Genomic DNA, 21,040 nt, shown 5'->3' with positions numbered 1-21,040 from the left:
CTTATTTGGGCTTTAACTGATCTAAATACGCAAGAGCATCATCAATCGTTTTCACAGGTACGATTTTCATTTTCGTACCTATTTTTCTTGCAGATTTTAGAGCTTCTTCATAATTAGATGTCAAATCAGGATTATTTGCTAAAATAGTTGGATCAATATCATCATCAGGAGCGAACATTATTTCCATGTCTTTATTGTCCGCAGCTATAACTTTTAAATCTATCCCACCAATTCTTCCTACTGTCCCATCAGGACCCATTTCACCAGTACCTGCTATTTTATAGCCCTTCGTAATATCTTCAGGTAATAATTGATTTAAGATTTCCAAGGTGAACATTAGTCCAGCAGATGGTCCTCCAATATCTTCGGAGTTAATATGTACGACAGGAGTTGTTTCCACTTTTTTGTCTGCCGTATAACTAATACCGATACTTGGCGTTTCAAGCACTCCAGGTATTGTTTTAAGGGATACTTCTTTATCCAACTGTTTTCCATCACGCTCAACCTTTAGACGAATGACATCGCCTTCTCCTTTGCCAGTTAAGTATGTTCTTATAGACTCTTCGGTTAATTCTCCGATATCATCCATTTGTAAAATTTTATCGCCAGCTTCTAATATTCCATCAGCTGCACTATCATCCACCACGTTAAAAATAAATATCCCATTATTTGATATAGTGTAGGGCTTATTTGCTCGGTTAAATGCAACTGAAATAGCATTAAATTGAGAATTAGACATAAGCTTTAATTGACGAACATTATATTCTGTTTCATCTTCGTCTTCTTGGCGAATTTCATTTGCTTTGTATATTTTTTGGTTGTCCGTTATTTTGGCAAAAGCATAAGTAACCGGGGTAGCTTTTGCTAGTGCGATTGTTAGGAGACTCAATGTACCCTCGTCATCCTGATCCCCACCATCTACTTCTACAAATGGTTCAAGTTCGTATGCACCACCTGGTTTAGAAATATAAGAGTCCATCGGATAAAAACCTAACGCTAACACTATTACTACTATGAAAAGAAGGATTATCGGATTTCTCTTCTTCATTTAATTATCCCTCTCTTTCTACAACACATTTGAATATTAGTTTATCACTTCCATTTTTTTCTGACAAAATTTATGTGAACAAAGGATGAATTTTACATGCATAGACTAATAACAATCGGTAGTTGGGCACTTATTATACTTTTATTTTTACAGCCTGGCGTTGCCCACAAAGGTGCACTAGAAGGAATGAGGATTTTCACTACCGCTTTACTACCCTATTTACTCCCCTACTTAGTAATAACACAGCTATTTATTCGTTCTAAGAACTCGTTTTTAAATACTACTAACAAATATAAAATGTATTTAAATATTTATTTGCTAAGTGCAATAGGTGGATTTCCAAGTGGAGCTGCAGTTATAACATCGTTAAAAGATATAGGTACTTTAAATAAAAACAATGCAAGTTGGTTGCTTGCGATATGCCATGCACCTAGTCCAATGTTTGTTATTGGCTTTGTAGGAATTGAAATTTTCCATGCAGAAATTGCTGGTATTAAACTTTTAATCATTATACATGCTGTGAATTTAGTTTTTTTGCTAGTATTTATTGTGTTATCTCCACCCATTCAACCAAGTACACATATTCAAAGGTCTTCTGAATCTCCATTTCAGGAAAGTATTAAAGAGACATATCAAATACTATTGCTAATCGGTACAACGGTTATATTTTTTACTACAGTTAGTTTTATCGTATTTGAATCTGTCAAAGAAATTTTACCGAATATTTCCCCTACCTTACTTGTTTTCGTCGCATCTCTCTTTGAAATGACTGGTGGGATTAGCTTAGCTGGTGAAATGTTGTCAGGCTCCGCACTATTACCTTTAGTAGTTGCTTTTATTATTGCTTTTAGTGGTATAAGTATTCATATGCAAATAATCGTTCTTGCTCAAAAAGCAAATATCAGTATTCGTAAATACATCCTTTTCCGCTTTCTTCATATGCTAATAATTCCAGTACTGTTTTTCTTTTTATAACACTGTGAAATAGTAAAAATAATAAAAGATACATAATCTGATATAATGTCTCTTTTAAGACTACAAAATCATATCTCTGTTTAGGCAGACGGTAATATCCATACATTCACTTTGACTGCCCTTATCCTCTATTATCTTAACCCTTAGAGAGTTTAATAGGATAGCTTGAACTGCATTTGCCTGAAAGCAGTACAACAGTATTATTCATCCTTTAAAGCGTCATGAATATTGTGCATAAGGCATTTTTATCTATATTTAAAAAAGAACCCTGCATAATCGCAAGGTTCTCTATTCATTAATATGTATTATATTTTTCTATTAATGCTTTCTCTACATGAGATGGCACAAGTTCATCTATTTTGCCCCCATACCTAGCTACTTCTTTTACGATACTTGAACTTAGGAAGGAATATTGATTTTTGGTCATGATAAAGAACGTTTCTATTTTATTATTTAGTACTCGATTCATAGAAGTGATTTGCATTTCATACTCAAAATCAGAAACAGCCCGTAAACCACGAATAATAACACTTGCATTTACACTTTCAGCATAATCTATCAATAACCCTGAAAATGTTTGAACCTTGACGTTTGGCAAATGAGAAGTAGCATCTATGATCAATTGCATTCTTTCCTCCACAGAGAAAAGTGGGTTTTTGGATGAGTTATTCAAAACAACGATAAAAACTTCTCCAAAAATAGATGCCCCTCGATTTATAATATCTAAATGACCATTCGTAATTGGATCAAAAGTTCCTGGCACTACTGCTATTTTTCCCAATTTAATTCTCCTCTTCTTTAAGGCAACGATAAATAGAGATGACCGTACCTCCATATATCTCTTTTTTCACTAGCTCAAAGTCACCATATGATTTTTCAAGTGTGACATTTTTCTCATGTTCACAAACAATAATAGCAGATTTACTCATACATCCTTTATCTACTAATGATTGAACTAAGTCATAATACACTAACTTGTCATATGGAGGATCCACAAATAATAAGTCAATTTTGAGTTCTCTTTTCTCAATAGCCTTTACCGCTCTCGTAGCATCAGCTTTGAATATTTCACCAGAATCCTCCAGACGACACTTCGTCAAATTATCTTTTATAGTTTGGATAGCTTTTGGATCTTTTTCGATAAAAATACATGTATCAATACCTCTACTTAAAGATTCGATACCCAAGTTACCACTGCCTGCAAACAGGTCAACGGCAATACCGCCATCAAAATATGGACCAATTATATTAAAAATAGACTCTTTTACCTTATCGGTGGTAGGTCTTGTATTCATTCCAGGGACTGCTTTTAATGGCAGTCCTTTCCTCGAACCTGATATTACTCTCATAACTACACTCCAATGCTAAAATAGTGCGGATTGCGTAATATTTATACGTTTTTCTTGTTTTTCAATATTCACTAAAAACAAACGTATCATCCACGCTTCTTCAATATACAACTGCGAACCTATATCTTCAAATGGTTCTGATAAAGCATCATATCTTTTTTCATTTAATACATAGAAAGGTTCTTGAATCGGAAAACGAAATGCTCTTGTTGCATTTTGCACATATAAACCCTTGTCTGTGTGGTTAAGTGTATATCCCAAATTAGAAAGCAGCGGTTCTGCTTCATAAAGAATTTTGCCATCCTTAAAAAGAACTTTCATTTTTTCCTGTTGTAACTCATTGATATATAAGGGTCTATAATCTTCAAATAATAATGGAAAATTTTCAGCACCTGCCTGCTCATTCAAAACAAAGAAGGAGGTTTTTAGATTGATAATATCTGTCAAAATCTCATCAAACTTCGCTGCAGTAAGTTTTTGTTTGTTGTTAAGTAAAGCAGTTTGAAACTTCTTTCGTTGTTCGGAAGTTAAATAATTTGTTATCGTTTCGTACATCCAACTGGATTTTGGAGAGCCAACAGGCAAGTCTAACAAAAAGCTACTTAGGACTTCAGCTATCAATTGATCCTCTCGAGGTAATTCATATTGTGCTTGTATATTCTTAACGATAAGTTCATTTTGAATAGAAGCAATATCCTCCTGTTGAACAAACGCAATTCGAGAAGCATCAATATTACTTTTGTTTTTCTCAAAAATTACAGCTAAATGTTCGCTATTTATATAATCTAATTCCCCAAGTAAGTTAGTGATTTCATCCGGCAAAGTAGTCGAAGCGTATACTGTAAAATAATCATCTTCATATTGGATAGGCAAGACATTCTGCTGCCAATATAATTCTTCTACATCCCCAGCGCCAATAGAAAGTGAATAATCGATTAGCTCAAGGGAAGTTTTACCGATTAAAGGCAATCCTGATACCCACATACCGCCTCTTTTTAGTTCATCTGTAATTTGAAGTGAAGTTAGCGAAACAGCCCCAGTTTCTATTTTAACTAGGAAGTCTTGGATTAATTGGCCATCCTTTAAACCGTCTACTAAAGGAATTTCATAGGAAATGCTCTGTTTAGAGTTTTCTTCTGCTTTAAACGTAGTCATGTCTTCAGTTAAGCGGTTGCAACTATCACTCGTATCTAAATCACAGCTTCTATTTTCGCTATTAATCGGCCATGTTACAATAACTTCTTCCTCAGGAAGATTGATAAAATGTTGTTTAATAACAATCTTATCCTTTTTTACTTTCATCTCTACATCCTGTTCATAGAAGAATACTTGTCCATTCTCTTCTAATCCTGAAGAGTACGCATCATATTGAAATAAGAGCAAAACACTATTAGTTACAATTAGGAATAGGCATAAAAAACTTAAAACAAATTTCATAGAATTGTCCTCCAACAAAGTGGTAAGATATATGAGAAAGGAAGTGTTTTCAATTGATCCAACGTTTTATAGAACTAGGCGAAGGTTATGGCGATATTTACGAGCTATGTGAACTCGCAAAAGTAAACAAAGAGCGTATACACCAAGCATTTATATTTTCTTCAACTAAAGACGATATAAAATATTTTTCCATAGCAATTGCTCTAAAACCAGTAAATACTGCAAATTTCTTTCCCATATATATATGTCGAGAGGGTATTGTTGAAACCCAAAAAGAATCTAAACGACTCAGTATTTTTAAGGAAGCTTTAAACGAAATAGCTATCCAACCTGTAACAGTCGATATAAAACATTCTTCCATCTATGTGGATGTTAATTTATATTATCAGTATATAATCGGTATCTTACGTTTAAACAATTTAATACCACCGCTTCAATAGGCTAGTTACAGTCCGATTTTGTAATCGTATTCTTTTGCTTTATCTGGTTTACTATTTTCAAATTCAGTTTTTAAAAACGGTCTATATGACTCTAAAATTTCCTTGACATAAGGCAGTTTGTTCATCTTTTGCTTAGCAGCGTCAATTTGATCTTGATCGCAATATAATACGACATATTTTTGTCTTTTAGAAATATAATGAACGTGACCAAACTTTCGCAAGGATTTAGCTTGTTTTAAATGATGTACATAGACAATTAGTCCTTGTCTTTCTGTCATACTTTTCCCCTCATTTCTTCCTCTCAAGAATAACATAGGGAGGAATTTGATAGCAACAACAACTAACTGACAGTTTTGTGTTCTTTAGATATAATAGGAAAATGCCTATATATTTTTAAAAAAACATTTTACTCTTTTAAGGAGGAATTGAAACTATGGGTAAAAAATCAAATGTAGCTTTCGCACTTGCTGCTGCTGCAGGTGCAGCATGGGCTAGTACTAAAGTACTTTCTAAACCCGAAAGTCGTACCACCAAAAAAGCATTGGAATATGAACAACCTATTATATTGGCTCATCGTGGGGGCTCCGCTCTTGCACCCGAATGCTCTCCTTCTGCATTTGAACAAGCCGCCAAACTTGGAGTCCATGGTTTTGAAATTGATATAAGACTGACAAAAGATGAAGAGATAGTTGTATTTCATGATGAAGAATTAAACAGAGTTACTAACTTTACTGGTAGAATATCTGATTATACGTTAGCCCAATTGAAAGAAGCAGATCTTGGGCATCATTTTTTAGATATTGAAGGAGTTCCTTCTTACAAAAATTGTGGAGAACAGATTATCACTTTAGGGGAATTATTAATTTCATATCCACAGATGCTTATCAATATGGATATGAAAGATGCACCCAATACCTATGAAGGTAGTTTAATGCCTTCAAAACTTTGGAGACTTTTAGAGGAACATCAAGCATTCGATCGAGTTGTGGTTGCGAGTTTTTATGATGATCAACTAGATAGATTTAACCTATATGCACAAAACTCGGTTGCAATTGCTGCCAGTGAAAAAGAAGTAAGAAAAGCCTATACAGCATACTCAAGCAAACTAAAACATCTATATCATCCAAAGGCAGATGTTTTTCAGATTCCAGTCAAATCAAATGTATTTCCACTTGATAATCCTGGATTTATAAAGTTTTTGAATTCATTAAATATCCCTGTTCACTATTGGACAATTAATGATCCAGAAGTGATGAAAAAACTTATCAGCAATGGCGCTAAAGGAATAATTACCGACAGACCCGACTTAGCAATGGAAGTTTTGAAATTAGATTAGTTTCTAAATTAGAAGAAGTATGATTCAACTATAATATATATCACCTCTATTGATTTCCGTTTCAGGTGGACGCTTTCCGCGGGGTGAGCGATGAGCCATCACCGTCGCTTCGCGTCGTTGTGATATCTCATCTGTCTCACTCATCCCGCTGGAGTCGCCACCTTACACTGCAATCAATTGAGATAGTAGTGCCCAACTAAGGCTAGGACCAAAAAGCGTCCAGTGCAGAAGAAATTACAGTGTTTATAAGGTTACACTTCTTAATCAATCATTGTTGATTGGAACGCAAGGTGGCGACTCCAGCGGGAACAGCGCGAGCTGAAAGCCCCGCAGGAACGCAGTGACGAGGAGATTGAAGCCGTGCCCGCGGAAAGCGTCCGCCTGGAGTGGAAGTCAACTTTATTCGAATTATACTACTAATTACATAATTATAAAATTGACTCTTTATTTCTTTGTAAAAAAAAGATGTGTGCATTTTATGCACACATCTAATCTTTTTGAAACTTTAAGCTGAACAAGAACAAGATCCACCTGTACCACAGCCACTTCCACAACTAGAACCCGAAGAAGCAAAAAATGGGTTACTAACAGGAACTTTAACACCTTCTGAAACAGATTTACCAATTAATAAACTCACTTCGTCCAGTAAGTCCTGCAATTCGTTCTCAGCGACTTTCAAATTCGCCACTGCATCTACCATATCTAATTTTCGTTTAGTTACTCGGATGTCTTTCATAACTTTCGAATAATCAGGATGGTATTTCCCGAAACGTTGAACCTCTTCGTATTGCTCTTTTAGCCTAGTGAAGCTATTAACCTCACCTACTAAAGATGTATCTGTATATACAGCACGATGTGCATCTAAGTATTGATAAAATTGTTCAGAGGAAAGAATCATAGTACATAATATATCCGATTGATCCATTATCTCGACCCATTCGTTTGTCATAATCATTTTGATTAACCTCCAATCTTGTTAATCATACCAGAAAAGTAAAAATAAATGCCAAACTATTAACTTATTGTTAGGAGAAAATAATGAACAAACTACAAAATTTATTTGAAACAGTGACAGAAAATGCATCAGAACAGGAACTTAGCCTAGTAAATGATTTTCTAAATGCGATTCAACAAAAACAACAAAATGAAGCACCTACATACTTAAATGCTGTATTTCAAATGGACACCCAGTATGACGAAGGCCAATGTACTGTCACGATGCCAATAACTCCAATCTCGCATAATAGTTTCAATATGCCTCATGGCGGTATTATTGCTACACTTTCCGATAATGCGATGGGTTTTTTAATCAACAGAGATCTACACCCTGAGGGCAAAGGTGCAGTTACAACGAATATGACAATTCATTATGTTAAAGCATCAACAGAAAAAACCTTAATCGCAACTGCTAAATATCTACATAAGGGTCGTCAAACGATAGTTATGGAATGTACGGTAACACAACCGGATGGAAGAAAAATAGCTTATGCTACTGGATCATTTTTTGTGATTAACCCGCCCTCTTCTTCAAAATAGGTATTAACTACATCACGATCAGAAAAAGGGACTACAAGGTCATGTAAAATTTGCTCTTGTTCATGTCCCTTTCCTGCTATTAACACGGTATCCCCTGCTTGCGCCATTTGTAAAGCATATATAATAGCTTTTTTGCGATCTAGTTCTATTTGAAACTTCTGTACATCTAATCCTCTTACAATATCTTTAATAATATCTGCTGGACTTTCACTACGCGGATTATCCGAGGTGATTATAGCCTTTGTTGCAAAAGTTGTCGCAACTTTCCCCATTTCGTTTCTTTTTTTCTTATCTCTATCTCCTCCACATCCAAAAACAACGTAAATATTATTTTTAGCGAAGGATTTAATAGTTGTAAGACATACTTCCAGAGCATCGGGAGTATGCGCATAGTCGATGAATACTTTTATCCCCTTAAGGTTATCAATTTGTTGAAATCTACCAGTTGGAAGTGTTACTGGTTTTATATTTTGTAGCGGGATATTCAAAGTCCATAACGACGCAAGTGCTGCAGCGAGATTCATCCCGTTATAAAATCCACTATTTCTCATTCGCACTTCAATCTCTTCGTTCTTTACCTTAAATTTATATATTATCTCGTCTTCTGCTTCATTTTCCTGTTTAAAAGCAACCGCATTACGAGTATCTATACCGAAACTAGTAATAGGTAAAAAAGAATTTTCTGCTACTGATCTACACCATTCGTCATCTGCGTTAACTACTAGTTTTTTACATAACGGGACGAGTAATTCTTTTGATTTCTTGTAAGGAACCATTCCCCCATGAAATTCAAGATGATCTTTTCCAATATTTAAAAATACACCGATATCGATTGGATAGCTTCCCAATCGATTGTCCAATAATCCTTGAGAAGATGCTTCTAATATAATGAACTCAACAGAATGCTTGTAACAATGCTGAACAATTTGGATAAAATCATAAAATGGCAACGTAGTATTATTTCGAAAATTTTGCTTCAACTGCCTACCGTTTATAAACACGCCTAATGTTCCGATTACACAAACCGATTTCCTTTGCTGCATGAGTAATTGAGCAATGAAAGATGCAACTGTTGTTTTACCATTAGTACCTGTTATTGCTACAGTTTTCATTTTGGTTCCATATAGTTCGTATGTTTTTTCACTAATTTTCTGCTTTAACCGGTCCAAATCCGAAGGAATAATAATCTGAGGAACACTGCAGTCAGCTATAAAAACTTCTGAAATTATTGCAATTGCCCCTAGTTGAATTGCTTCATCAATAATGCGAAGATTATTTCTTTCGGAAACAAAAATATCCCCTTCTTTAATTTGCTTTGAATAATTGATGATTTTGCTCTTACGGCATATTGAAAAGTCACCGATAATCCTATATGTTAATCCTTCTAAAAGTTCGTTTAACGGATAAATAGTACCACACTCCCTACACCATTCTTGTAAAATCGCATACAGTAAAATGAATTCCCTGTATCGTATGAACGGAGTGTTTGAAATGTCACGAATAGAGTGGTTGAGATTATGATTGTTCAAAAATTTGGCGGTATTGCCATGCAAAATCATCAGAACAGACAATTAGTAATACAACGAATCCAACAAGCAATTAATACCCATCAACAGGTTCTTGTCGTTGTTTCAGCAATGGGACGTAGAGGAAAGCCCTATGCAACTGATACTCTTTTAGATTTGCTTCCTTTAAACGACAGTAGTATTGAAACTGATTTACTCTCCGCATGTGGAGAACTAATCTCGAGTGCCGTATTAACAACAGAACTTAAAGCGCAAGGAATATCTTCTACTCTTCTTTATGGGAAAAGTGCTGGCATTATTACGAACGATACGTATGGAAATGCTCTTATAAAGAAAGTAGATCTTAGTTCTGTAAACCAAGCATTTAAAAATTTCCATTGTGTTATCGTTCCTGGTTTTCAAGGTTTTTCAGAAAGCACCCATAATTTCACTACATTAGGAAGAGGAGGTAGTGATTTAACAGCAGTAGTCTATGGCTATCATTTGAATGCAGATGTAGTTGAATTTTATAAAGATGTACCTGGTATAATGACGTCAGATCCGTTTACTAGTGACAATGTGGAACTTATTCCTTTTATGACTTATAAAGAGCTTGAAGAAAAGATTGATGAGCCAATCGAAGTCATACAAAAAAGAGCAGCTACATTCGCTGCTCTTCATCAAGTGCCTTTGCATATTCGGTCTTTGTATTTGGATAGTGAAGGTACCTTTGTCTCTAACTAATTATTGAGGTATGTTTTTGGGTGTATTTACTGCTTTTCGTTCGATAAAGTTTTGAGTATAATAGCTACCGTATACCCCAATACCAGTATGTGTAAAGTCTTTACCTAATAAGATTTCTCGATGGTCTTTAGAGTTCAACCAACCATTTACAGCTTCCCCAGCATCAAAGTAAAAAGCAGCTGTATTACCGGCAGCACTAGAAAATTCAATGGATGATTCTTTCAATTGATCACTAAACTTAGATACTTCAAATTTTTCATTGGCCACAATATTGTTTCTAGCCATTTCTTCACTATTAGCCATCGCTATATTTTGCAATTCATTATCAGATACTAAAAGTTGGAGACCATTCCGATAACGATATACGTTTGTCAGTTCATAAATTTGACGCTCATTGGCACGATCTATTGCTACTTGTGAAAGAGAGTCGGGAGTTTTTGCTTCTACCATGATTCCGTTATATAAAATATCATATGGCTTATGTAACAAAATAGTCTTTGGATCTGTAAATCTCACTGCTTCTAATTGTTGACTTTCTGTATCAATGTATAACATAGCAAATAAATTATCAAACTGAACTAGTATTCTATTGTTTATGTCCTCTTCCGAAAGTGTAAAAGTATACGTATTTGAATCTATGGAAAATGTAATTTCCGATTGTACTAGTGTAAATCGATATATATCAGCTAGTTGTTGCCCAATTTTATATGGAGCCACTTCTACATTTTTTCCAGCTGCAAAGGCTTGAGTTACTTTGTCTCCTTCTATACCTATTAATAAATAAGTTGTAAGAGATTGATTGTACACCCACCATTCATAACCAAATGCTGATGGCTCGGTTCTAGTTGGTTTTCCTAACATCTCCACAACCGATTGGGCCGATTCTCCTACTAATGTTGAAATGCCATCTTTAGGACGTGTAAATACTGTCTCCACCTCCACAACTTCCGGAGTAGTATCAGGAATTACTTGACCTGAATTATTGGAACCAGTTATCAGTTTATTTTCATGTACAGGATTATCAAAATATATAAATATCACTAGTACTATAGCTATAGCGATAACAATTCTAATTAGATTATTCATCATATCTTTTTCACCTTTTTCTTCCCCCATTTCTCCTAGTATACCAAGCTTAACTAGAAAGACACAATGTTACCATTGCAACATTATGAAATTTGCATTAATATTAGTAGGAACAGATTCTATTTGGAATATGAACGTGAGGGAGGACAATTTAATGTATTTCGAAAACACTGGTATAGAAAACACTGTCATTGATCTAAATATATTAGACGATCTTATGAAAAAGCATGGTTTAGTTCGTGCAGGTCAATGGGATTATGAACGTGTAACATATGATAAAAAGTATATAATCAAAGAAGGTACTTTTTATCTTCGAGTATTTGGTTTTACAAAAGATGGCGATGTAGGTGCTCATGATGCGAACATTACTCTTTTAAAACCTGTTATAGGAAAACACTATTATCCTCATGGTGTTGAATATGGTGAAAATGAAGTTTTCCCAAAACATTTACTAAAATCAAGTGAACAAACATTAGCTGCAGTAAAAACAGAGTTAGCTGCTTTTGAAATTCACGCATAATAGGAATATCCTAAAACGCAAGAGTTTCATTCTCTTGCGTTTTTTCTGTTCAAAATTTACTAATTTGTCTATACTGTTAATAAACGATAGAAAAGGAGTGTATGATGGTCTTAAATCTTTTTAAAAAGGAATATATAAAATATCTTTTTGTAAGCATTTTTCTTTTGTTGTTAATAATATTTATCCTTCCAGTTTCCATACCTATTATACTCGCATTACTGACTGCTATTATAATTGAGCCAATTGTAAAGTTCACTCAAAAAACATTTAAATGGAAGCGGAAACCTGCAGTCATAACAAATTTTGCTCTTTTTATCAGTGTCATTTCCGGACTTTTATACTTAATAATAACAAAACTCTTTAGCCAGCTTATTTATACCTCTCAGACTATTCCTACATATATTAATAACTGGACTGGATTATGGATTGATATGCAAAACAGTTTATTTCGATATACAGAAGGACTCCCTAAAGAAGTAGTAGAATCAATTCAAAATAAATTTGACGCTACACTAGAAAGTATGAGAGATGCCCTGCTAGATATACTTAGCTATAGCAATATTACTGCATTGCTGACGAATATTCCAAACTTCTTAGTTAGTTTTATAGTTTTTATTATTGCTCTTTTTTTATTTATGTTAGATTTGCATAATTTACAAGTAAAGTTTTTTTATTATTTAACTGATAATACTGCAAGTAAAGTACGATTTATGTTTGCTAGTATAAAAAAAGTGGCTATTGGATTTATGAAAGCCCAAATTATAGCAAGCTTCATCATCTTAGGTGCAGCATTCCTTGGGCTACTGCTTATTATTACACCAAAATATGCTTTAATAATGGCTGTTGTCATTTGGATAATCGATATCATCCCTATATTAGGTTCAATAGCTATTTTAGCACCTTGGGCTATTTATCATTATTTAACTGGAGACATGGTGATGGGAACCAAATTGGCTATTTTAGCTGTCGTTTTACTAATAATACGTAGAGCAGTGGAACCAAAGTTGATGGGATCCCAAATGGGTATATCTCCATTAGCAATCCTTATAGCTATGTTTATCGGAGCAAAGCTTTTCGGTTTTATTGGATTTTTAATAGGTCCACTCGTTGTTATCATATTTATCACTGCAAAAGAGTCCGGCATGCTAAAACTAAATTTTAAGGTTTAAATGATTAAGTAAAAGTGCAAAATAGAATGCAGCTACTCTAATGATCTTTAAAAGGCAACGTTCTTATGGAATAAATCCATAAGAACGTTGCCTTTTGTTTTGTTCTTTATCTATCCGCCTATTATTGCTTTAATAACTGAGGTAGTTTCTCCACCATGATAGAATACGTATAGCAATAAATACACAGCAACCCCTGTTATTGCAACAAAGAACCAAATAACACTGGTGATTGGCCCAATCTTACGATGCTTTTTAATGTTATTTTTATAACCTAAGTATAAAGTAACTAGGCCAAAAACTGCACCAGTCGTTGCTAATGTAATATGGAATATCAAAAAGATAGTGTAGTAAATTTTAATGTCATCAGGACCACCAAAAGCTGTATTTCCGATGAAAATAGTTCGCGATGCATAGATGATGAAGAAAAGTAAAGCCGAAATTGCAGCAGCAGTCATCGTTTTTTTGTGGGCATTAATTTTTCTTTGTTTAATAAGTGCCCAACCTATTGCAACTAACACCGCACTTAACACGATAAAAAATGTACTTATAGTTGGTAGAACCGGTAAATTCATTAATCATTCTCCTCGAATAACTTTATTAAGTTTAAAGGTCAGCTTGGACTTTTAAATCATCCAGAGCTTTTTGTGTGATTTCATCTGCATTATCTTGTTCATTTTTATACCACTTGAAGAAAATAGACATTAAAAATGCAGCATAAATTATTTCCTGTACGATTTTCATCAGTATTCCACCCAGTTGTTGATCATCGATAGGTGACATATTAGAAAATAATTCAGGTCCACTCAATGATAGTCCTGCTAATGTACTTGCAGGTACACATAGCTCCATTGCTTTCAACCAAACATCTGGATTCGTATACGTATCATATAAAGGTGTCCCAGTAAATATAATTAACGCACATGCAGGAGTTATTAAGACTGCACTGCCTATTATGAAGCCAATCTTCTTTAAACCATGTAGTCGTTGAGTAACTTCCTCAATATCTATAATAGACCACCACATGAAAACTGCTGAGATGAACAGGATAAACGTATATGTGCCATGTAGTCCTTCATCCAGTTTGATAGTATCAAATAACAAAGGAATGTGATAAATCGAAAACAAACCAGAAAATACTATAAGCGCTAGTAATGGCTTTGTTAATATTGGAAAAACCTTACGAACTACTGGCAATTCTATTACTACTTTCCAAACCCACCAAGGAATACCTTTCATCAGTAATGGCGGAACTAACAATAACAATAATGCCATCTGAACCATATGGAAAGAGAACATTATATGTGCCATTAAATCTACAGGTGAACCTTTCACAATATATAAAAGAACTATACCTATTAGAAAATAAGCAGCCTCTTTCTTTTTTAGTGGCTCTGATACTTTAAAGTCATTTCGCCATTTGACCGTTATTAAAAAATATAAAATAGTTAAAAATACTATAACACCAATCATTATAGGGCTCCACAATGCTTGGAATCCAAATATACTTATAGGCATAAGTATCATCGCTCCTTTTTAGGTAACTTCCTCTATTATATAGGTCAAACCCAATAACTTCAATGAACGAACTATGACATTTCCCTATTTTCAAATATCATTTTACTCAAAAAAAGCCGAGACAAAGTTTTTAACTTTGTCTCGGCTTTAAGTTGTTTAACCCCACCAAATAATAGTAAGGAAAGTTAAGATAAAAGTGAAAGCTAACAAAACAGCACTGTATAAGAAAAACGCAACTACCTGATGATTTTTTTCACTCATATGCATGAAGTAGTAAAGCTGTAACACTACTTGAATTGCAGCAAGTAATAAAATCACTGGAACGATTAGATAGACAGAAAATCCAGCAGCTACTGCTGTAAAAGAAATTAAAGTTAAGAATATCATAATCCCAAAAGTAGTAACTTGGTTACGCATATCCTTTTTGCGTTTTTGCTTAATATAATCAAATTCTGTTTGAGATCTCACATAAACTTGAGCGTCGTGTGACATATTAACCAACAACTCCCATCAAGTATACTACTGTAAAGATGAACACCCAAACTACATCAATGAAATGCCAGTATAGGGAAGCAGTATAGTATTTTGGTGCATTATACAAACTAAATCCACGTTTTGCATTACGTACCATTAATAGAATAATCCATCCTAGTCCAATTACAACGTGCAATCCATGAGTACCTACAAGCGTAAAGAATGCAGATGAGAAAGCACTTTGTCCATAATGAAAACCTAAATGTACATAGTGATTAAACTCATAAATTTCTAAACCTAAGAATGCTAATCCCAACAGAACTGTGATAGCCAACCAAGTTTGCATACCTCTAAAATTATGGTTTTTCATATGATACATTGCATACACACTAGTTAGCGATGAAGTTAATAGAATCATCGTCATAATAAATACTAATGGTAATTCGAATAGTGTGTTAGTAGAGAATTCCATCCCACTTGGGCCTTTGTTTTTAAGCGCTAAATACGTAGCAAACAAACTTGCAAATAGTACAGTTTCTCCACCAAGGAATAACCAAAAACCTAAAAACTTATTCTTACCTTCTAAAGTAACTTGCTCAGGATGATCTGGCCAAGTTTGTGGGGTGTACTTTTTATTAAAGTCCATTATTATTTACCCCCTTTATCATTCATTAAATCTTCTTTGTGAATATGGAATCCATGATCATCTTTTATAGAACGAACAGCCATAGAACCAAGTGTAATTGCTAAACCTAATACTATAACAGGAATAGCCCAATCTTTTTCACCGTTATATAATGCTCCAAATGCAGCGATAAACAAACCGAAAGTCATAACAATTGGAATGATTGAATTGTTAGGCATATGGATATCAGAAAGTGGTTCTGCATATGTCATACCTTCTTTATTACCTTCTTGTTTTTCAATCCAGAATGTATCTAATCCACGAACAAGTGGAGTTTGTTTAAAGTTATAAAACGGAACTGGTTGAGGAATAGCCCACTCTAAAGTACGGCCGTCTTCCCATGGATCATTGCCAGCAGGTACATTCTTAACAACTGTTATGATAATGTTCACTACTAGAATAATAACTCCCACTGCCATGAATGCAGCTCCAATTGAACTGATTAAGTTGAATAAATCCCAACCTTGATCTGCTCCGAACGTAAATACGCGACGTGGCATACCCATTAGTCCTAAGAAATGCTGTATGAAGAAAGTTAAATGGAATCCAATAAAGAAGAACCAGAACGTCCATTTACCTAGTTTTTCACTTAACATTTGGTTGAACATTAAAGGCCAATATAAGTGTACTGCTGCTAAAATTGCTAACACTACCCCACCTACGATTACATAGTGGAAATGAGCAACGATAAAGTATGAATCATGTAATTGATAATCAAGCGGAGCTGCTGCTTGCATAATACCAGTTACCCCACCTGCTACGAATGAAGGAATGAATCCTAACGCATAAAGCATTGGAGTTGTAACTTTAATACTTCCTCCCCAAATCGTAAGCAACCAGTTAAATATTTTCATACCAGTAGGAACAGCGATTGCCATAGTAGCAACTGCGAAAATAGCATTAGCTGTTGGTCCTAAACCAACCGTAAACATATGGTGAGCCCAAACCATGAAGCCTAAGAAACCGATTAATACAGTTGCAAAAACCATAGAAGAGTAACCGAATAAACGTTTACGTGAGAATAAAGCAAATATTTCTGAGAATATACCAAACGCAGGTAATATTAAGATGTATACTTCAGGATGCCCGAAAATCCAGAATAAATGCTCCCAAATAATCGTATTACCACCCATTGTATGATCAAAGAAGTTACCACCGAACATGCGGTCTAAGATTAAGAAAAATAAACCAATAGTAAGTGGTGGGAATGCGAATAATATCAATGCACTAGCTACAAATGTAGTCCAAGTAAACAATGGCATACGCATGTATGTCATACCTGGTGCACGCATATTAATGATCGTTACAAGGAAGTTAATACCTCCTATATAAGTACCAGCACCGGCTATTTGAAGTCCAAGTGCATAAAAGTCAATACCATGACCAGGAGACGCTAGCGATAATGATGCGTAAGAAGTCCATCCCGCATCAGGCGCTCCTCCCATAAACCAAGATAGGTTAAGGAAAATACCACCGAACAAGAATAACCAAAATCCAAGTGAATTTAGAAATGGAAACGCTACGTCACGTGCACCAATTTGAAGTGGCATTACGGCGTTCATAAATCCAAATAATATCGGCATGGCCGCTAGGAAAATCATCGTTGTTCCGTGCATTGTAATAATTTCATTGAACAGTCCAGCACTAACAAAATCATTATCTGGTTGTGCTAATTGAATACGAATAAGCATTGCCTCAATACCACCGATTACGAAGAACAAACCGCCGGCAGCAAGGTACATGACTGCAATTTTTTTATGGTCTACTGTTGTTAAATAGTCCCATAAAGTTGCGCCAAAGCCTTTTTTCTTTGCGATAGAACTCACAACTTTAACCTCCCTCATAATTTATCTGTGGAACTTATTTTTCTACAGATAGTCCCATTAGGTATGCTGCAAGAGCATCTAATTGAGCTTCACTAAACTTTTCGCCATCGTTAATAGCTTCTGGCTGAGGCATTAAGTTACCCGGTTTGTACTCTTGAGGATTATTAATCCATTTTTTTAAGTTTTCTTCATCATGAGCCATAAATCCAGCAACACGATTACGGTCACCAAAAGTAGCTAAGTTTGGTCCTACTCCACCTGTAGTGCCTGCTCCTGAAGTAGCATGACAAGCTATACAGCTAGTATTAAAGATTTCTTCACCTTCTGTTGCAAGATCATCTGTTGCAACATTTTGTGTAGTTTTCATAGATTCAACCCAAGCATTGAAATCGTCTGATTCCAATGTTTTAACTTTGAAATCCATTAGAGCATGTGACGGTCCACAAAGTTCCGCACATTTACCATAGAACACACCTTGTTCTAAACTTGCAGATGCGTCATCAAATTCTAAATAGAACTGGTTAACGTTTTCTACGTTTGTATCCATTTTACCACCTGCTGTAGGAATCCAGAAGGAGTGCTTCACATCAGCAGCTTTTAAATTGAAAAATACTTTTTGATCAGTTGGTACTACTAACTCTTGAGATGTAACTATTCCAAGGTCTGGATACTCAAATTCCCACCAATACAGTTTAGCAGTAACATTTACTGTTACATTTGTTTTGTTACCTTCTTCGTCTACTTGATCCATTGCAGCTACATCAGCATGTTTATACGTATAGTAAACAGTTGGAATAGCCAGAACGATTAACAGTAATATTGGAATAACTGTCCATACTATTTCAAGCGTATGACTTCCTTCTACTTGTTTAGGAATAACATCTTCCCCAACTTTTTTACGACGGAATTTCACTAGTGCAACAACATAAATAATTACTACTACAATAATAACTAAAGCCATAATAGCAGATGATAGTAATAACAAATTAAATTGATCTCTTCCGACTTGTCCTGCAGGTGTAAGCGTTGATAAGTATTCTTCGCCACAACCCGATAAGAAAATCGTTAGAGCTGCTAACAGTGAAAAAAGTCGCCATTTTTTAAGCCCTCTCATCATAGCTAAATCAAACCCCTCTTTCATAGTTGTTTTCATGTTTCTTTGGACTGTGGTTCTGTTTATATGAATTCTTGTTGACTAAAGAAAGAATTCCAGCAATTAGATAAAGATAGAAAAAATAATTATAGCTACGAATAATATCGTCATATAGTTTAAGGAATATATAAACATCCCTGTCGCCCACTTGATATCATCTTTCACACGGAAACCTTTTATAGAGAAGTATAACCACCCCAAGTTAAGTGCTGTTGCCAACACAACAAATAGTACACCTAAATCCATCAATAAAAATGGTAATGGGAATAATAATAGAATCCATAAAAGAATTGACACTTTTGTACGTTTGAAACCTTTTACTACAGGCAGCATGGGAATATTAGCAGCACGATATTCTTCCGTGCGCTTCATCGCAAGCGCATAAAAGTGTGGAGGTTGCCATGCAAACATAATTAAAAATAAAGCTAATGCTCCAAAACCTAAGCTAGGTTCAACAGCTGCCCATCCAATCACCGGCGGTATTGCGCCAGATATACTGCCAACTATAGTATTACTCACATGTTTTCGTTTAGACCACATCGAGTATAACACAACGTAACTGACGATTCCTGCTAGTCCCCAAACTCCAGCTGAAGTAGAGGCCATAAACAACAATATTTCACCTACAATCATTAGTGAAAACGAAGTTATTAACACTGATGTTGGACTAAAACGTCCAGTAACTGTAGGTCTACCTTTTTTGCTCTTCATGACAGGATCTATATCACGATCGATAAAATTATTCATAGCTGCAGAACCTGCGATAATCATGCCTGATCCAATTAGCGTATAAAATAATATGTCTAACTCTCTAAGAAAGTTTCGATCCGTAAATTGAAATGCTAGCCACATACCAGTAAATGTTGTAAATAAGTTAGAGTTAACTATACCTATTTTAATGAGCGATAGAAAATCTTGATAAAAAGTATTATTAATTTGTTCAGATTCCCTCTCATTAGTCGCGGTAATAGAATGACCATTTGACATGCTGCCCCTCCTTTCAAAGTTGTAAGCATATTCCGCTACCTTTTACTATAACGAAAATCTTTCTTAATTTCTACAGTTAATGATAATTTTCGCATAAATATAGTTTAGATAGTTTTTTTATACTCAGAACATATCAATAGTAAATCATTTCTAGATTTTATTTGTGAAAGTTAGAGTACGAATTTATGAACATTTTGTGAATAACTATAACTAGGTATATTAGTTTGAAGGTTATACATTGTATTTTCCATCGCGATTCGATATCATCAAAAAGCAGATACCGTCTTTTCAAGACGAGCAAGATACACAAAGTAGGTGGCGTAATGCACATTCATAAAATTTTAAAATGGTTAGCTGTTGCTTCTACAGTAGGTATGCTGCTCATTCTATTAGGAGGAGCATTAGTTACTAAGACCGATAGTGGTATGGGTTGCGGTAGACACTGGCCTGGCTGTAATGGACAACTTATACCTGATGTTATAACAGCTGAAGTATTAATTGAATTCTCTCATCGTCTAGTTACAGGTGCTGTTGGTATATTAATCGTAGCACTTGCAGTTTGGGCATGGAAAGCACTTGGACATGTCCGAGAAACAAAATTTTTATCAGCAATGGCAGTTTTTTTCTTAGTAGCGCAAGCATTAATTGGTGCTGCCCAGGTAAAATGGGGACAAGGTGACTTTATACTGGCTCTTCATTTTGGAATCTCTCTAATCTCTTTTGCTTCGGTGTTATTACTGACCTTATTAATTTTTGAGATTGATCGCAAGTTTGATACAGATAAGATTAGAATCGGCAAAACATTAAAATTCCATACAATTGGTGTAACACTTTATTCTTATATTGTTATTTACACCGGCGCATTAGTACGACATACAGAATCTAGTCTCATATGTAACGATTGGCCCTTATGCAATAATGACCAGTTTGCTCTTCCTACTAATTTATACGAGTGGGTCCAAATGGGACATCGAGCTGCTGCAGGATTAATATTTATATGGATACTCATTATTGCGATTCATGTAATGCGAAATTATAAACAGCAACGCGCAATTTACTGGGGATGGACCATCTCTTTAATATTAGTTTCGTGCCAAGTAGTTACCGGTATGTTAGTTGTATTAACTAAACTTAATCTTTACTTAGCTTTACTACATTCTTTATTTATCTCCTTACTATTCGGTTTACTCTGTTATATGATTCTATTGTTATCCAGAAGTAAATTGAATAACTAAAAAGAATAAAGGCTGTTAGA

General features: G+C 34.8%; 23 protein-coding genes. 8 read left to right on the top strand and 15 right to left on the bottom strand.

The genetic code is table 11. The annotated features are described in order from the left end of the window. Window position 1 precedes the first annotated feature (1 nt). A complete protein-coding gene (locus MHI47_RS05475) occupies window positions 2–1,048 on the bottom strand; it encodes a SepM family pheromone-processing serine protease (RefSeq protein ID WP_340829960.1) in 1,047 nt (348 codons plus the stop codon). 96 nt (window positions 1,049–1,144) lie between these two features. On the opposite strand from MHI47_RS05475, the gene MHI47_RS05470 reads away from it, so the two are divergent. Continuing rightward, complete coding sequence (locus tag MHI47_RS05470) at window positions 1,145–2,023, top strand: hypothetical protein (protein ID WP_340829958.1); 879 nt, start codon at window positions 1,145–1,147, stop codon at window positions 2,021–2,023. Between the two features lie 295 nt (window positions 2,024–2,318). Here the strand turns inward: MHI47_RS05470 and coaD are convergent, their stop codons facing one another. The 3 genes from coaD to MHI47_RS05455 are packed head-to-tail and all read right to left on the bottom strand — an operon-like array spanning window position 2,319 to window position 4,809. Further along, window positions 2,319–2,804 (bottom strand): pantetheine-phosphate adenylyltransferase, encoded by a 486-nt coding sequence (coaD, locus tag MHI47_RS05465; RefSeq protein ID WP_093535354.1) that lies wholly within the window; start codon window positions 2,802–2,804, stop codon window positions 2,319–2,321. Between the two features lies 1 nt (window position 2,805). Beyond that, window positions 2,806–3,372 carry a 16S rRNA (guanine(966)-N(2))-methyltransferase RsmD gene (rsmD, locus tag MHI47_RS05460; protein WP_340829956.1) on the bottom strand — a complete coding sequence of 189 codons (567 nt, stop codon included), beginning with the start codon at window positions 3,370–3,372 and terminating at the stop codon, window positions 2,806–2,808. Between the two features lie 15 nt (window positions 3,373–3,387). Next, window positions 3,388–4,809 (bottom strand): hypothetical protein, encoded by a 1,422-nt coding sequence (locus MHI47_RS05455; RefSeq protein WP_340829954.1) that lies wholly within the window; start codon window positions 4,807–4,809, stop codon window positions 3,388–3,390. A 53-nt stretch (window positions 4,810–4,862) separates the two neighbouring features. Between MHI47_RS05455 and MHI47_RS05450 the strand changes: the two genes are divergently transcribed. Further along, entirely contained in the window at window positions 4,863–5,249 is a 387-nt protein-coding gene (locus tag MHI47_RS05450) for a DUF7147 family protein (RefSeq protein ID WP_093535360.1), read from the top strand. A gap of 5 nt (window positions 5,250–5,254) precedes the next feature. Here MHI47_RS05450 and MHI47_RS05445 read toward each other — a convergent pair whose 3' ends face one another. Beyond that, window positions 5,255–5,527 carry a YlbG family protein gene (locus MHI47_RS05445; RefSeq protein WP_090562904.1) on the bottom strand — a complete coding sequence of 91 codons (273 nt, stop codon included), beginning with the start codon at window positions 5,525–5,527 and terminating at the stop codon, window positions 5,255–5,257. Window positions 5,528–5,682: 155 nt separating this feature from the next. Here MHI47_RS05445 and MHI47_RS05440 point away from each other — a divergent pair, with 155 nt between their 5' ends. Further along, window positions 5,683–6,585, top strand: a complete 903-nt coding sequence (locus MHI47_RS05440) for a glycerophosphodiester phosphodiesterase (protein ID WP_340829952.1) — start codon at window positions 5,683–5,685, stop codon at window positions 6,583–6,585. 505 nt (window positions 6,586–7,090) lie between these two features. Here MHI47_RS05440 and MHI47_RS05435 read toward each other — a convergent pair. Then, the gene (locus MHI47_RS05435; RefSeq protein ID WP_093535364.1) at window positions 7,091–7,540 is read right to left on the bottom strand and encodes a YlbF family regulator; all 450 of its coding nucleotides are present in this window, start codon (window positions 7,538–7,540) and stop codon (window positions 7,091–7,093) included. A gap of 83 nt (window positions 7,541–7,623) precedes the next feature. Here MHI47_RS05435 and MHI47_RS05430 point away from each other — a divergent pair, with 83 nt between their 5' ends. Next, window positions 7,624–8,121: a PaaI family thioesterase gene (locus tag MHI47_RS05430; RefSeq protein WP_340829951.1), complete on the top strand. Its 498-nt coding sequence runs from the start codon at window positions 7,624–7,626 to the stop codon at window positions 8,119–8,121. Here MHI47_RS05430 and MHI47_RS05425 read toward each other — a convergent pair. Continuing rightward, entirely contained in the window at window positions 8,070–9,650 is a 1,581-nt protein-coding gene (locus MHI47_RS05425; protein WP_340829950.1) for a UDP-N-acetylmuramoyl-L-alanyl-D-glutamate--2,6-diaminopimelate ligase, read from the bottom strand. The genes MHI47_RS05430 and MHI47_RS05425 overlap by 52 nt on opposite strands. Between MHI47_RS05425 and MHI47_RS05420 the strand changes: the two genes are divergently transcribed. After that, complete coding sequence (locus MHI47_RS05420; protein WP_340761855.1) at window positions 9,639–10,370, top strand: amino acid kinase family protein; 732 nt, start codon at window positions 9,639–9,641, stop codon at window positions 10,368–10,370. The two genes, MHI47_RS05425 and MHI47_RS05420, sit on opposite strands and share 12 nt — an antisense overlap. On the opposite strand, the gene MHI47_RS05415 is transcribed toward MHI47_RS05420, so the two are convergent. Beyond that, complete coding sequence (locus tag MHI47_RS05415; RefSeq protein ID WP_340768672.1) at window positions 10,371–11,486, bottom strand: CAP domain-containing protein; 1,116 nt, start codon at window positions 11,484–11,486, stop codon at window positions 10,371–10,373. 124 nt (window positions 11,487–11,610) lie between these two features. On the opposite strand from MHI47_RS05415, the gene MHI47_RS05410 reads away from it, so the two are divergent. Together MHI47_RS05410 and ytvI are read left to right on the top strand one after the other, a co-directional pair. Further along, window positions 11,611–11,976: a YugN family protein gene (locus tag MHI47_RS05410; protein WP_340761852.1), complete on the top strand. Its 366-nt coding sequence runs from the start codon at window positions 11,611–11,613 to the stop codon at window positions 11,974–11,976. Between the two features lie 101 nt (window positions 11,977–12,077). Beyond that, the gene (gene ytvI, locus MHI47_RS05405) at window positions 12,078–13,145 is read left to right on the top strand and encodes a sporulation integral membrane protein YtvI (protein ID WP_340768670.1); all 1,068 of its coding nucleotides are present in this window, start codon (window positions 12,078–12,080) and stop codon (window positions 13,143–13,145) included. 110 nt (window positions 13,146–13,255) lie between these two features. On the opposite strand, the gene MHI47_RS05400 is transcribed toward ytvI, so the two are convergent. The 7 genes from MHI47_RS05400 to cyoE form a co-directional block, all read right to left on the bottom strand. Next, entirely contained in the window at window positions 13,256–13,717 is a 462-nt protein-coding gene (locus MHI47_RS05400; RefSeq protein WP_340761850.1) for a DUF420 domain-containing protein, read from the bottom strand. 31 nt (window positions 13,718–13,748) lie between these two features. Continuing rightward, window positions 13,749–14,660, bottom strand: coding sequence for a cytochrome c oxidase assembly factor CtaG (ctaG, locus tag MHI47_RS05395; RefSeq protein WP_340761849.1), 912 nt, complete (start codon window positions 14,658–14,660; stop codon window positions 13,749–13,751). Window positions 14,661–14,816: 156 nt separating this feature from the next. After that, a complete protein-coding gene (gene ctaF / locus MHI47_RS05390) occupies window positions 14,817–15,152 on the bottom strand; it encodes a cytochrome c oxidase subunit IVB (protein WP_093535382.1) in 336 nt (111 codons plus the stop codon). Between the two features lies 1 nt (window position 15,153). Continuing rightward, window positions 15,154–15,780 (bottom strand): cytochrome (ubi)quinol oxidase subunit III, encoded by a 627-nt coding sequence (locus tag MHI47_RS05385; RefSeq protein WP_340761848.1) that lies wholly within the window; start codon window positions 15,778–15,780, stop codon window positions 15,154–15,156. A gap of 2 nt (window positions 15,781–15,782) precedes the next feature. Beyond that, window positions 15,783–17,645, bottom strand: a complete 1,863-nt coding sequence (locus tag MHI47_RS05380) for a cytochrome c oxidase subunit I (RefSeq protein ID WP_093535386.1) — start codon at window positions 17,643–17,645, stop codon at window positions 15,783–15,785. 34 nt (window positions 17,646–17,679) lie between these two features. Continuing rightward, entirely contained in the window at window positions 17,680–18,762 is a 1,083-nt protein-coding gene (gene coxB, locus MHI47_RS05375) for a cytochrome c oxidase subunit II (RefSeq protein WP_093535388.1), read from the bottom strand. 99 nt (window positions 18,763–18,861) lie between these two features. Then, window positions 18,862–19,785: a heme o synthase gene (cyoE, locus tag MHI47_RS05370; RefSeq protein WP_340761847.1), complete on the bottom strand. Its 924-nt coding sequence runs from the start codon at window positions 19,783–19,785 to the stop codon at window positions 18,862–18,864. Window positions 19,786–20,108: 323 nt separating this feature from the next. Between cyoE and MHI47_RS05365 the strand changes: the two genes are divergently transcribed. Then, window positions 20,109–21,020: a COX15/CtaA family protein gene (locus MHI47_RS05365; protein WP_340761846.1), complete on the top strand. Its 912-nt coding sequence runs from the start codon at window positions 20,109–20,111 to the stop codon at window positions 21,018–21,020. Window positions 21,021–21,040: the final 20 nt, after the last annotated feature.

The sequence above is a fragment of the Psychrobacillus sp. FSL H8-0487 genome, assembly GCF_038008385.1.
Taxonomy (GTDB): Bacteria; Bacillota; Bacilli; order Bacillales_A; family Planococcaceae; genus Psychrobacillus; species Psychrobacillus psychrotolerans.
Note: the sequence above shows the minus strand (reverse complement) of the source record. Positions and strands in the feature narration are given on the sequence as shown.